The sequence below is a fragment of the Yersinia rohdei ATCC 43380 genome, assembly GCF_000173775.1.
In the GTDB taxonomy this organism is placed as follows: domain Bacteria; phylum Pseudomonadota; class Gammaproteobacteria; order Enterobacterales; family Enterobacteriaceae; genus Yersinia; species Yersinia rohdei.
In genome coordinates, this window is the sequence record NZ_ACCD01000050.1 from 1 (window position 1) to 15,045 (window position 15,045).

Sequence of the window (15,045 nt, forward strand, 5' to 3'; positions counted from 1 at the left end):
GATTTGGGTGAGTGATTGCAGCTAACACCGCTGCCATTTCAAAACGAAGGGATTACCCAAAGTTATTGGGATGACAGCAAGGCAGCAAATGAATGAATCCCAATAAGCTTACATCAGTAAGTGATTTGGGTGAGTGATTGCAGCTAACACCGCTGCCATTTCAAAAACGAAGGGTAAATATGCGAAGAAGGCCCTCAACACAACTAACAAAAATCATCTTACTGGTGAGCTTTCTCATTCTGTTTGGCCGTTTATTGTATGCGGGGATCGCGTCTGTTTCTCATCATCAGGAGCGTAGACAAGCACAACAGCTTGAGCAGACTGTCGATGGTGAACTACCGGGGCCTCATGAGACGGATCTCAGCCCATAGAATTCATCTCTAATAGATTTCAAGAGGCGGGAGAGCAGCAAAGAGGATAGCCCAAAATCATTTATGTCATTGTTTGATTTGGAGGTTAAATCTGCCGGGAGCAGATTTGAACACCTTTTGCTGCGACTTGAAAGATAGACCTAAAGATCAAGGATAAGCTATGCCAGTGCCCAAAATTCCTGCGCCACTTTCTGCCATGGTAAAAAGCAAAGCTAAAAATAATGCTAAAAAACTGGCCGAAATACGTAGCCGGATATTGTCTCTGTTACTGAATGATAAAGCCTTAGTTGACGGTCTTCTGGGCCGTCAAGAAGACAAAGAAAAGCTCAGTGATGAAGAATTACTAGAAAAAACGTTAGAAATCAGAACCCTGCTTAATGACCTGCACGCAGCTGACCTGGCCGACTTACTTGAAGCCTTACCCAATGATGAGCGTTTGGCATTGTGGCGGTTAGTCAAAAACGAAAAACGCGGGCAAACGCTGGTCGAAGTCTCTGAAACAGTATGGGATACGCTGATTAAAGAGATGAGCGATAAAGACCTGTTAAAGGCAATGCGCACCTTGCATGTCGATGAACAGGCTTATCTGGCAGAATATCTGCCACGTAATTTAATGGGTCGCCTGCTGACCTCATTGGATCCCAATCAGCGGGCCCGTGTACGCGAAATTATTCAGTATGGCCGTGATACCGTCGGCCAGATGATGGATTTCGAATTAGTGACGGTGCGGGCTGATGTCACTTTGGGCACCGTGCACCGCTATTTGCGCTATCGAAAAAATATTCCCGACGCCACTGACAAAATCTTTGTTATTGACCGCAAGAATACTTTGCTCGGTGAATTACCCCTGACGGCTATTCTCCTTAATTCACCGGATACCCAAGTATTTCAGGTGATGGAGAGCAATCCGATGACTTTCCAGCCAGAACAAAAAGCTGAAGATGCCGCGGGTGCCTTTGAACGTTATAACTTAATCAGTGCCGCGGTGACGGATGCCAAAGGCAAGCTGATGGGCCGCTTGACCATTGAAGAAATCGTTGACGTGGTCAATGAAGAAAGCGATACCACGTTAAGACGGATGGGCGGGTTAAGCCCGGAAGAAGATGTGTTCTCCCCGGTTGGCCGTGCAGTGCGTACCCGCTGGTCATGGCTGGCTATTAACCTGTGTACCGCTTTTGCGGCCTCACGGGTGATAGGTTTATTTGAAGATACCATTTCACAATTAGTGGCTCTGGCTGCATTAATGCCGATTGTGGCCGGTATTGGTGGTAACACCGGGAACCAAACTATTACCATGATTGTTCGTGCCTTAGCCTTACATCATATTCAGCAGGGTAATGTAACCTTCTTGATGTTTAGAGAACTGGGGGTCGCGCTGATTAATGGCTTAGTTTGGGGCGGGATCATGGGGGTGGTCACTTATCTGCTCTATGGCGATCCGGCGATGGGCGGCGTGATGACATTGGCGATGATCCTTAACTTATTAATGGCTGCCCTTATGGGGGTCATTATCCCAATGACTATGGCCCGGTTAGGTCGAGATCCGGCGATTGGCTCCAGTGTCATGATCACCGCAATCACTGATACTGGCGGCTTTTTCATCTTTTTGGGACTCGCCACCATTTTCTTAGTCTAGAAATGATGATAATTAAATGTAATTAATTAATCATTGAGCAACCGAATACCACTTGTGAGTGCTCAAGTATACTAAACTATTGAATATGACCGTATTTCACATGCGGTCATATTGTTATGTGATGGATTTTTCTATCACAATTGGAATGTTTGCGAGAATAATAAGGCGTATATGGATCTCAGCGCAGCTGAAAAACCCACTCCTGACAATAAAAGGCTTCTGCACATCACTATTGTCAGCATAGCGGTGTTTTTTCTCGCAATTTTTTGTATCCAACTTTCTGCACAATCAGAAAATCTGGCCCCGCTATGGTTTCCTACTGCCGTGTTGGTGATGGCATTATTTCACCAACCGCTGCGCTACTGGTGGTGGCAATTATTGACTGCTGGAATATGTATTATTTCTGCTAACTTTGTTTTATATGGCATCAGCTGGTTTCCCCTGCCACTAACCTTACTCAATATTGCAGAATCCGCAGCTGGCGCTTGGTTACTGCGTAAATTCCTACCCGCCAAAGACCCGCTTAATAATCTGTTCAGTTGGCTCAAATTTTTAATTTGTAGTGTGGTAGCCGTCCCACTCCTGAGTGGATTGGCTGCGGCCTGGTACTTATCACCACAAAATGGGAATTTTACACAAGTATTGACGGTGTGGTTTATGTCAGAAGCCATAGGTATGCTGGCTTTAGGGCCGGTTGGCCTGCTTTACCGCCGAGGTTACTTCAATATCACAACCAAAACCAAAGCACTATTCGACATGATGTGGATGCTGATATTGTCTTTGGCAGCTTGCTATATTGGCTTGATTTATCTGCCGTTTCCCTTCACTTTTATTATCATGGCATTAATCTGGGCGGCCATTCAATTACCGCGTTTAGAAACATTTACCATCTGTTTTCTGTCCACATTGCTGATTGCAATGATGATTAATTTCAACTTATTTACCCTGCCCGATGATCCCAAAATGTCGGTTCAGGCATTTTCCTTTATTCCGCTATTAATGGTGTTAATCCCACCACACGCCATGGCGATGGTGATGCATTCATTCCGGATGGAAAAAGAACATATTATTGAAAGTGAAAATCGCTTTCGTAATGCCATGGAATATTCGGCTATTGGTATGGCGCTGGTGTCACCAGAAGGCCAATGGCTACAGGTCAACAAGGCGCTGTGCAAGCTGCTGGGTTATAATCAGGAAACCCTGCTGACCCTGAATTTCCAACAAATTACCCACCCGGACGATCTCTCTGCTGACCTGAAATTACTTGATGATTTATATGATGGCACTATTCCTAGCTACTCAATGGAAAAGCGCTATATCCGCAGTGATGGCGAGGTGGTCTGGACACTATTAGTGGTTAGCGTGGTGCGGGATCATGAGCAACAACCGCTCTATTTTATTGCTCAGGTCGAAGACATTAATGACCTGAAAAAGACTGAAATTATTAACCGGCGCTTGATGGAGCGCATCACCTTAGCCAATGAAGCCGGCGGCATTGGTATCTGGGAATTAGATATTAAAAAGCAGCAAATCAGTTGGGACAAGCGCATGTATGAACTTTACCATGTCCCATTCAACACCCCGGTGAATGAAAATATCTGGCAGCAATATATTCATCCAGAAGATTTTAATAATGTCATTTTTGAATATCAAGCTGCGCTCAATCAACGCCAGCCATTCCGCTTGGAATTTAGGTTGCAGTTACCCAGCGGGGACATTATTCATCTGCGCAATAATGCCAATATCGTGTGTGATAAACAGGGCAATATCTTGCGAGTGATTGGCACCACACTGGATATGACAGAAATCATCAACCTGACAGAAGCCCTGCACGAAGAGAAAGAGCGGCTACATATTACGTTAGATTCCATTGGTGAAGCGGTGGTCTGCACTGATCAGGAAATGAAAATTACCTTTATGAACCCGGTCGCCGAGAAAATGACCGGCTGGGCGAATACCATCGCCTTGGGTCAGCCTATTAATTATATTATCAAGCTGACGAATGGCGTAAATGGGCCGGAGCTAGATAATCCAATAGAATATTGCCTTAGCCATCGCCCTTACTCTTCACTGAATGCGTCGATGGTATTACATCATCGTGATGGGCAATATTATGACATTCAGGAATCAGCAGCCCCGCTGAAAACCCTGGAAGGGGATGTTGTCGGTGCTGTTTTGGTCTTCCAGGATGTCAGTGAATCACGCGCGATGATGCGCAAACTTAGCCATAGCGCGTCACACGATAATTTGACCGGCCTGCCCAATCGCACCAATTTTGAAAATAAATTAAAAGTGGCAATTCAGCAAAGTATTGAGCAAAACCAACAACATGCACTGGCCTTCCTTGATTTAGACTATTTTAAAGCCATCAACGATACTGCCGGGCATCCGGCGGGCGATGCACTGTTGAAAGAACTCAGCCAGTTGATGCGCCAGCATTTACGTAACAGTGATTGTGTCGCGCGTTTGGGTGGCGATGAATTCGGGTTACTCATGCTTAATTGCACTCTGCCCCATGCTAAAGCCATTACCCAAAGTCTGGTATCCAGAATAAATGGCTATCAATTCTACTGGGAAGATAAACTTTATCGTATTGGCGCCAGTGCCGGTGTGACTCATATCAGCAGCAGCAATAGCCAGCGCAGTGAACTTATGGCGCAGGCGGATATTGCCTGTTATACCGCTAAACATAGTGGTCGTGGTCAGGTTTATCTCTATCAGCCCCGGCAAAAACAGTTGCTGGCTCGACAACACGAGCTGCTGAGTCGGGAAGACGTTGCTGGCATTCTTAGCAATAACCAACTGGTGCTACAGCTGACACCCACCGCGCCCGCCAAAACGCCGCTGTCGGTCTGTTTTTATCAGGTCAGTTTTGAGATTAATCGACCACATAGCATGAGGGTCAGCCAATCGGCGTTTGAGGAAGCGGCAGCCTTGTATAACTTGCAGACACCAGTTGATACTTGGGTATGTGAGCAATTACTCACCGAACAGGCTGAAGCCATTCATCACCAAGGGCTGATGCTGGCTATTCCCTTGTCTGAAGCTGCCCTACTGCATGAGGATTTCCGCCAATCACTCCTCTGCTTGCTGCAAACAACCCCATTGTCGCCACAAAATTTATATTGGATGGTTGATGAATCCACCTTATTGCAATATCCATTTGCGATTGGGAATTTCCTCGCCAAACTACAACAATTGGGTTGCAAGTTAATTGTTAAAGAGTTTGGCCATAACCTGCATGATTTTGAGCTATTGGCTGAGCACAGCATTGATTATCTGAAATTTAACAGTGAGTTAATTGCTCATATTCACATAAATCAAATGGACGAAGTGCTGGTCTCCATCATCAATGGCACAGCCCAGCGAGCCAATATCGCCACACTGGCAGGCCCGGCAGCCATGCCCGCCACACTCAGTAAGTTAATAGCTATTGGTGTTGATTTAGTTGATGGCGACACGATTGGCAGCACCCAGCCATTATCCAAGGTACTGAGTGATGGTGATTGCGCTATCAAGTTATCTGAATAATTATTTTTCTGTGATACCGCCAACCACCACCGACAGCACTGCCGGCGATATTATTATCACTTAGGCGCTGTTACCTCACTTTGATAAAAAATCCCTGATTTGACGATTGCTCCGCTGCCCACTCTGGGGTAAAGTCGGCCCCTTTTATTTGGCCTGGGGAGCAATTATGTTCATTGGATTTGACTACGGCACAGCAAACTGCTCGGTTGCCGTGATGCGGGATGATGCTCCCGAATTGCTGACACTGGAAAATAACGACGTCTATTTGCCTTCCATGTTGTGTGCGCCCACGCGGGAAGCCGTGAGCGAGTGCCTGCACCGCCACTGGCAAGTCCCTACCGGCAGTGATGAAAATCAGCAACTACTGCGCCGGGCCATGGCGTTCAATCGTGAAGAAGATATTCCGGTGGCCGCCGACAGCCTAATGTTTGGCTTGTCTGCATTGGCCCAATATATCGAAGATCCAGAAGATGTTTACTTTGTAAAATCCCCTAAATCTTTCTTAGGGGCTAATGGCTTGAAGCCACAACAGTTAGCGCTGTTTGAAGATTTGGTTTGCGCCATGATGTTTTATATCAAACGTCAGGCGGAAACGGTTTTGGCAGCAGAAATTAGCCAGACGGTCATTGGCCGCCCGGTAAACTTTCAGGGTTCCGGTGGCGAAGAGGCGAACCGGCAGGCCGAAGGCATTTTACTGCGGGCCGCCCAACGCGCCGGTTTTCGTGATATCGCCTTCCAGTTTGAGCCCGTTGCTGCCGGACTGGATTTTGAAGCCACATTGACGACAGAAAAAACCGTGCTGGTCGTGGATATCGGCGGCGGCACCACGGACTGCTCAGTGCTATTAATGGGGCCAAAATGGCAGGGTCTGGCCGACCGCCAACAAAGTCTCTTAGGCCACAGTGGTTGCCGCGTCGGCGGTAACGATCTGGATATTATGCTGGCCTTTAAGCAGCTAATGCCCCTGTTTGGTTTAGGTGGCGAGACTGAAAAAGGGATTGCCCTGCCGTCATTGCCTTACTGGAATGCCGTCGCCACCAATGATGTTCCGGCACAAAGTGACTTTTATAGCACGGTTAATGGCCGCTTCTTGCGCGATTTGATCCGCGATGCGGCAAATCCACAGCAAGTTCAGCGCCTGCTGAAAGTGTATCAACAGCGCCTAAGTTACCGCCTGGTGCGGGCGGCAGAAGAAAGCAAAATTGCGCTGTCCGAACAAGCACAAGTTGCCGCCGCACTGGATTTTGTTCAGCCAGAATTGGGCCAAACTATCAACCAGCAACAACTGGCTGAAGCTATCTCCCAGCCACTGCAACGGATCCAAGAGCAAGTCAGCCAAGCGCTGGCAACCAGCCATATCACGCCAGATGTCATTTACCTGACTGGCGGCAGCGCCCGCTCCCCACTGTTACGGGCAGCCTTACAACAGCAACTGCCGGGAATCCCGCTAGTCGGTGGCAATGATTTTGGTTCTGTTACTGCGGGATTGGCGCGATGGGCGCAGACGTTATATCGCTAGCAGGTGCTTTCGGGTTCGGTTGACATAAGATTAGCGGTTACCTTTCCTCCGATGACTCAACCGCCAAAGGGGTCACAAGCGCGTGACCCCTTAGAAGGTTAGGTAAGCCGTGAAGCTTTATCAACCGAAATAAAACCCTAACTATGCCCCACATGCTTAAAACCCAACATTCCATACCTCTTCCCCACAAACCCTGACATTATTTTCATATTTCCTCCATTTTTATCCTGTGAATCACCGCTAAACTAGTAACATATCCAAAAACTTATCTATTGCACCTGAGTGCAGAGAATCAGCTCATCAAAAGGGACACCTCGACATAATGAAAGCTCAATCCAAACGCACTTCCCGGTTACTGACGTTGTTGGGGATAGTGGTGCTGATTATTGTTGCTGTGTTTGTCTGGCGTCACTTCAGTGCCACACCTGAGAGCAAAGCCGCTGGAGCCCAGCAATCTGCTGAGAGTAGCAGACCGGCCCGTGCCGGTGGGCGGCGCAATATGCCCATGCCACCAGTGCAGGCGGCAACCGCAACAGAGCAAGCCGTGCCGCGTTATCTCACCGGTTTGGGCACAGTGATGGCCGCCAACACGGTGACGGTAACCAGCCGGGTTGATGGTCAATTAATGGCTATCCACTTTACCGAAGGCCAATATGTCAACGCCGGTGATTTACTGGTGGAAATTGACCCGCGCCCTTATGAAGTCCAACTGACCCAAGCTCAGGGGCAACTCGCCAAAGACCAGGCCACACTGGATAATGCTCGCCGTGATCTGGCCCGCTATCAGAAACTGGCTAAAACTGGCCTGATCTCACAACAGGATCTTGATACCCAAGCTTCACTGGTGCGCCAGAGCGAAGGCAGTGTTAAGGCCGACCAAGGGGCCATTGACAGCGCTAAGTTGCAACTGACATATAGCCGAATTACTGCCCCTATCTCTGGGAAAGTGGGGCTAAAACAAGTGGACGTTGGCAATTATATTACCAGCGGCACCGCGACCCCAATGGTGGTTATCACTCAGACACATCCGGTTGATGTGGTCTTTACCCTGCCAGAAAGTGACATTCCGGCTATTATGCAAGCCCAGAAAAGTGCCGAGAAAAACCAGACCACAGTACCGGTCGAGGCATGGGATCGCACCAACAAACAGTTGCTGGCCCAAGGTTACTTGCTCAGTATTGATAACCAGATTGATGCCACCACCGGCACCATCAAACTGAAAGCCCGCTTCGCCAATGAAGACGATGTGCTGTTTCCAAACCAGTTTGTGAATGCCCGCATCAAAGTAGATTTACTGCAAAATGCCGTGGTGGTTCCAACCGCTGCGGTACAAATGGGCAATGAAGGCAGCTTTGTCTGGATATTAAATGACGAGAATAAAGTCAGTAAGCATCTGGTCACTACCGGAATTCAAGACAGCAAACAGGTGGTTATCAGCTCCGGATTAAATGCTGGTCAGCGAGTGGTCACTGACGGTATTGACCGCCTGACAGAAGGTTTGCAGGTCGAGGTTGTGACACCACGCTCGGCGGATGCCCCGCAACCCGGCGCGGCAGAAACCCCAGCCACCACAGATAAAGCCGCCCATTATCAGCGCGGTACAAGACCGGCGGCGGATACCTCCGCTGGCATTGCCCCTGCTGCGGAGAAATCTTAATGCAAGTGATGCCTCCAACCCCGGGTGGCGGGCCATCACGGCTATTTATCCTGCGCCCGGTGGCCACCACATTGTTTATGGTTGCCATTCTGTTGGCCGGGATTATTGGCTACCGTGCCTTGCCGGTTTCGGCCCTGCCTGAAGTTGATTACCCGACAATTCAGGTGGTCACACTTTATCCTGGCGCCAGCCCAGATGTGGTGACCTCGTCCATTACCGCCCCACTGGAGCGCCAGTTTGGTCAGATGTCCGGACTCAAGCAGATGGCATCGCAAAGTTCGGGCGGCGCGTCGGTCATTACCCTGCAATTCCAGCTAACACTGCCCTTAGATGTGGCTGAGCAAGAGGTACAGGCAGCGATTAACTCGGCAACAAATCTGTTGCCAAATGACCTGCCTTATCCGCCAATTTACAGCAAAGTTAACCCGGCAGATCCCCCCATTTTGACATTGGCCGTAACCTCAACCGCGGTTCCAATGACCCAAGTCGAAGACATGGTGGAAACCCGCATTGCGCAGCGGATCTCGCAAGTCAGCGGGGTCGGTTTGGTCACGATTTCCGGCGGCCAGCGCCCTGCCGTGCGGGTGAAACTTAATGCCCCAGCGGTCGCCGCATTGGGGTTAGATAGCGAAACCATTCGCACCGCCATCAGCAATGCTAACGTCAATTCAGCCAAAGGCAGCTTGGATGGGCCGACCCGCTCGGTAACACTGTCTGCCAATGACCAGATGAAATCTGCTGAGGATTATCGTGACCTGATAGTGGCTTATCAAAATGGCGCGCCAATTCGCTTGCGGGATGTCGCCACCATTGAGCAGGGGGCAGAAAACAACAAACTGGCGGCTTGGGCCAATACCCAGCAGGCCATTGTGTTAAATATTCAGCGCCAACCTGGGGTAAACGTAATAGAAACTGCTGACAGTATCCGCGAGATGCTGCCAGAGCTTATCAAAAGTTTGCCCAAATCTGTGGATGTCAAAATTCTGACTGACCGCACCACCACCATCCGCGCCTCTGTCAGTGATGTGCAATTTGAGCTGATGCTGGCGATAGTGCTGGTGGTGATGGTGATTTATCTGTTCCTGCGCAATGCCGCCGCCACCATTATCCCCAGCATCGCGGTGCCGCTGTCATTGATAGGGACATTTGCCGCCATGTATTTTATGGGGTTCTCGGTAAATAACCTGACCTTAATGGCCCTGACCATTGCAACCGGTTTTGTCGTCGATGATGCCATAGTGGTCATTGAGAATATTTCCCGCTATATCGAGAAAGGCGAAAAACCCCTCGATGCGGCACTGAAAGGGGCCGGTGAGATTGGTTTTACCATTATTTCACTGACTTTCTCATTGATTGCGGTATTAATTCCGCTGCTATTTATGGGCGATATCGTGGGTCGCCTGTTCCGCGAATTTGCGGTCACACTGGCGGTGGCGATCCTTATTTCGGCCGTGGTTTCCCTCACACTGACCCCCATGATGTGCGCGCGCATGCTCAGTTATGAGTCATTGCGTAAACAAAATCGCCTGTCCCGCGCCAGTGAAAAATTCTTTGATTGGATCATCGCCCACTATGCAGTAGCGCTGAAAAAAGTGCTTAAACATCAATGGATAACATTGGGCGTAGCCATCAGCACACTGGTGCTGACAGTGCTACTTTACCTGTTGATGCCCAAAGGTTTTTTCCCTTTGCAGGACAACGGGCTGATTCAAGGGGTTTTGGAAGCACCACAATCGGTTTCATTCAGCAATATGGCGGAACGCCAGCAGCAAGTGGCGGCCATTATTCTTAAAGATCCGGCAGTCGAAAGTCTGACCTCTTTTGTCGGGGTCGATGGCACCAATGCCACCCTTAATAATGGCCGGTTGCAAATTAACCTTAAACCATTAAAAAACCGTGATGACCGCATTCCAGAGGTTATTAACCGCTTGCAGGAAAGTGTTGCCGGCATTCCAGGGATTAAACTCTATTTGCAGCCGGTACAAGATTTAACCATTGATACCCAACTGAGCCGCACACAATATCAGTTCACATTGCAGGCCACATCACTGGAGGAATTGACCACCTGGGTACCTAAGCTTGTCAATGAGTTACAGCAACAAGCACCTTTCCAGGACGTAACCAGTGACTGGCAAGACCAGGGATTAGTGGCGTTCGTGAATGTCGATCGTGACAGTGCCAGCCGTTTGGGGATAACAATGGCGGCCATCGATAGCGCGTTATATAACGCCTTTGGTCAGCGGCTTATCTCGACAATTTATACCCAGGCTAACCAGTATCGGGTGGTGCTGGAACATGACCTGCACGCCACACCGGGGTTGGCCGCATTCAATGATATTCGCCTGACCGGCAGTGATGGCAAAGGGGTGCCACTGAGCAGCATTGCCACCATTGAAGAGCGCTTTGGGCCACTTTCTATCAACCATTTGAACCAGTTCCCATCAGCCACTATTTCGTTCAATGTGGCGCAGGGCTATTCTCTGGGTGAAGCCGTGAATGCCGTGACACAAGCGGAGAAAACCATCGGGCTACCGGCGGATATCACCACCCGCTTCCAAGGTTCGACGCTGGCATTTCAAGCTGCCTTGGGCGGCACCTTGTGGCTGATTATTGCCTCGATTGTGGCGATGTATATCGTGCTCGGGGTGCTGTATGAAAGCTTTATTCACCCCATCACTATCTTATCCACTCTGCCGACTGCCGGGGTCGGGGCATTGCTGGCACTGATGCTGACCGGCCATGAGCTGGATGTGATCGCCATCATCGGGATTATCCTGTTGATTGGTATCGTGAAAAAGAATGCCATCATGATGATCGACTTTGCACTGGCCGCCGAGCGGGATCATGGCATGACCCCGTATGACGCGATTTATCAAGCTTGTTTGCTGCGTTTCCGCCCTATTCTGATGACCACACTGGCTGCGCTGTTTGGTGCCCTGCCCTTAATGCTCAGTACCGGTGCTGGTGCGGAGTTACGCCAGCCATTGGGGGTGTGCATGGTTGGCGGGCTAATAGTCAGCCAGGTACTGACGCTGTTTACCACGCCCGTTATTTACCTGTTATTTGATAAGTTGGCGCGCAATACCCATAGCAATAATCAGCATAATGAAGACATTGATTCCTCCGGCCCCCAACCTGAATTACCCAATGGGCGGGAACCACAGTGAAATTCTTTGCTCTGTTTATCCAGCGCCCGGTAGCCACCACCTTGCTAACACTGGCAATCACCCTTAGTGGGATCATCGGCTTTAGTTTATTGCCGGTGTCGCCGCTGCCACAGGTGGATTACCCCGTGATTATGGTGAGCGCGTCCATGCCGGGAGCGGATCCAGAAACAATGGCGTCATCCATTGCAACACCGCTGGAGCGATCACTGGGAAGAATAGCCGGGGTCAATGAAATGACCTCGACCAGTTCGCTGGGTAGCACGCGGATCATTCTGCAATTTGATCTCAACCGCGATATTAATGGTGCGGCCCGTGATGTGCAGGCGGCGCTGAATGCCGCCCAGAGTTTGCTGCCAAGCGGAATGCCAAACCGCCCGACCTATCGCAAAATGAACCCGTCAGATGCGCCAATCATGATAATGACGCTGACCTCAGACACCCTCAGTCAGGGGCAATTATATGATTTTGCCTCCACTCGATTGGCACAAAAAATCGCCCAAATAGAGGGTGTTAGTGATGTTTCTGTCGGCGGAAGTTCCTTACCGGCAGTGCGGGTTGAGCTAAATCCTAGCGCCTTATTTAACCAAGGTGTTTCACTGGATGCCGTGCGCCAGGCGATCAGTGCCGCTAACGTCCGCCGCCCACAAGGCTCTGTCGAGGGCGGCCAACAACATTGGCAGGTACAGGCCAATGATGAAATCAAAACCGCCGAGGGTTATCGCCCGCTGATAATTCACCACAACAATGGGTCGGCAGTGCGGCTGCAAGATGTCGCCAATGTTATCGATTCAGTGCAGGATGTCCGTAATGCCGGGATGTCTGATGGCAAGCCCGCGATATTGTTGGTTATTAGCCGTGAGCCGGGGGCGAATATTATCGCCACAGTCGATAGGATCCGAGCAGAAATTCCGGCGCTGCGGGCCTCCATTCCGGCCTCTATTCAATTAAGTATTGCTCAGGATCGCTCCCCGACGATCCGTGCGTCACTGGATGAAGTCGAGCAATCTCTGGTTATCGCCGTTGCACTGGTTATCTTGGTGGTGTTCCTGTTCTTGCGATCAGGGCGTGCCACCTTGATCCCCGCCGTCGCGGTGCCGGTGTCGCTGATCGGCACCTTTGCCGCCATGTATCTGTGCGGGTTTAGTCTCAATAATCTGTCACTGATGGCGTTAACCATCGCCACCGGTTTTGTCGTCGATGATGCCATTGTGGTGCTGGAGAATATTTCTCGCCATCTGGAGGCGGGGGTAAAACCTATGGCGGCGGCACTGCGCGGGGTACGCGAAGTCGGTTTTACTGTGCTCTCGATGAGTATTTCGCTGGTGGCGGTGTTTATTCCACTGCTGCTGATGGAGGGGTTGCCCGGCCGTTTGTTCCGTGAATTTGCCGTCACTCTTTCGGTGGCAATTGGCATCTCGCTGGTGATATCTCTGACACTGACCCCCATGATGTGCGCCCATTTATTGCGTGCTCGCCCTGCCGGTGAGCAACAACGTATTCGTGGCTTTGGAAAAATACTGCTGAGAATTCAGCAAGGTTATGGTCGCTCACTCAATTGGGTGCTGGGCCATACACGCTGGGTAATGGTTGTGCTGCTTTCCACTATTGCACTGAATGTCTGGCTGTATATTAGTATCCCGAAAACCTTTTTCCCCGAACAAGATACCGGCCGCATGATGGGCTTTATTCAAGCCGACCAAAGTATTTCGTTCCAGGCTATGCAGCAGAAACTGAAAGATTTCATGAAGATAGTTAGTGACGATCCGGCGGTCGACAATGTCACCGGCTTTACCGGCGGCTCACGAACGAATAGCGGCTCCATGTTTATCTCACTCAAACCCTTAAATGAACGCCGCGAAAGTGCACAACAAATTATCACTCGCTTACGCGCAAAATTAGCCAAAGAACCGGGTGCCAGTCTGTTTCTGGCTCCGGTGCAAGATATCCGCATTGGTGGTCGCCAATCCAATGCCAGCTATCAATTTACCCTGCTGGCTGATGATTTAGCAGCCCTTCGTGAATGGGAGCCGAAAGTCCGGGCGGCATTGGCTAAATTACCAGAACTGGCCGATGTTAACTCCGATCAACAAGATAAAGGCTCAGAAGTGGCCCTGACTTATGATCGCGAAACTATGGCGCGGCTGGGTATTGATGTGTCAGATGCCAATGCCCTACTCAATAATGCCTTTGGCCAGCGGCAGATTTCCACCATTTATCAGCCATTGAACCAATACAAAGTGGTGATGGAAGTCGCGCCGCAATACACACAGGATGTGAGTTCACTGGACAAAATGTTTGTAATTAACAATGAGGGGCGGTCTATTCCACTGTCCTATTTCGCTAAGTGGCGGCCAGCTAATGCACCGCTGTCGGTTAATCACCAAGGTTTATCCGCCTCGTCGACGATTTCATTTAACTTACCGGAAGGTGGCAGCCTGTCTGCGGCGACCGCGGCCATTGAGCGGGCCATGACCGAACTGGGGGTGCCAAACACCGTGCGGGGCACTTTTAGCGGAACTGCGCAAGTGTTCCAGGAAACCCTAAAATCTCAGTTATGGCTGATTCTGGCGGCCATTGCCACTGTCTATATCGTGCTGGGTATTTTATATGAAAGTTATGTTCATCCGCTGACCATTCTCTCCACCTTGCCCTCTGCCGGTGTTGGGGCGCTGCTGGCACTGGAGTGGTTCGACGCGCCCTTTAGCTTAATTGCCCTTATCGGCATTATGTTATTGATTGGTATAGTGAAAAAGAACGCCATCATGATGGTGGATTTTGCCCTTGATGCTCAGCGCAATGGCAATATCAGCGCCCGCGATGCTATTTTTCAGGCCAGTCTGCTGCGTTTTAGGCCAATTATGATGACCACCCTGGCCGCCTTGTTCGGGGCGCTGCCGCTGGTTTTGGGCAGTGGCGATGGCGCGGAGTTACGTCAACCGCTGGGGATAACTATTGTCGGCGGATTGGTCATGAGCCAGTTACTCACCCTGTACACCACGCCGGTGGTTTACCTCTATTTTGACCGGCTCCGCAACCGCTTTAGTAAACAACCACTCGAGAGACTGGAATAAAATGGCAGACTCAAGAGATGGCAAGGCGCGGGAAGGCGGTGAGCAAGTGAGTCCCGATGAGCTTACTCAAGTAAGTGATTTGGGCAAGCGAAT

7 protein-coding genes are annotated in these 15,045 nt (G+C 50.0%); all 7 read left to right on the forward strand.

Annotated features, from left to right (window positions below; all coding sequences use genetic code 11):
• Window positions 1-179 precede the first annotated feature (179 nt).
• The 7 genes from YROHD0001_RS0118885 to mdtC all read left to right on the forward strand — a co-directional run bounded on the left by YROHD0001_RS0118885 (window position 180) and on the right by mdtC (window position 14,952).
• Entirely contained in the window at window positions 180-371 is a 192-nt protein-coding gene (locus YROHD0001_RS0118885; protein ID WP_032818397.1) for a YfgG family protein, read from the forward strand.
• Window positions 372-531: 160 nt separating this feature from the next.
• Window positions 532-2,007, forward strand: a complete 1,476-nt coding sequence (gene mgtE / locus YROHD0001_RS00615) for a magnesium transporter (protein ID WP_004716805.1) — start codon at window positions 532-534, stop codon at window positions 2,005-2,007.
• 171 nt (window positions 2,008-2,178) lie between these two features.
• Window positions 2,179-5,538: a diguanylate cyclase gene (locus tag YROHD0001_RS00610; RefSeq protein ID WP_032818400.1), complete on the forward strand. Its 3,360-nt coding sequence runs from the start codon at window positions 2,179-2,181 to the stop codon at window positions 5,536-5,538.
• A 166-nt stretch (window positions 5,539-5,704) separates the two neighbouring features.
• Window positions 5,705-7,057: a molecular chaperone gene (gene yegD / locus YROHD0001_RS00605; protein WP_032818401.1), complete on the forward strand. Its 1,353-nt coding sequence runs from the start codon at window positions 5,705-5,707 to the stop codon at window positions 7,055-7,057.
• A gap of 322 nt (window positions 7,058-7,379) precedes the next feature.
• Complete coding sequence (locus YROHD0001_RS0118890) at window positions 7,380-8,714, forward strand: MdtA/MuxA family multidrug efflux RND transporter periplasmic adaptor subunit (protein ID WP_032818404.1); 1,335 nt, start codon at window positions 7,380-7,382, stop codon at window positions 8,712-8,714.
• Window positions 8,714-11,881, forward strand: coding sequence for an MdtB/MuxB family multidrug efflux RND transporter permease subunit (locus tag YROHD0001_RS00600; RefSeq protein ID WP_004716808.1), 3,168 nt, complete (start codon window positions 8,714-8,716; stop codon window positions 11,879-11,881). Before YROHD0001_RS0118890 ends, YROHD0001_RS00600 begins: the two co-directional genes overlap by 1 nt.
• Entirely contained in the window at window positions 11,878-14,952 is a 3,075-nt protein-coding gene (gene mdtC / locus YROHD0001_RS00595) for a multidrug efflux RND transporter permease subunit MdtC (RefSeq protein ID WP_032818407.1), read from the forward strand. The genes YROHD0001_RS00600 and mdtC overlap by 4 nt, the downstream gene beginning before the upstream one ends.
• The last annotated feature ends 93 nt before the right edge of the window (window positions 14,953-15,045 follow it).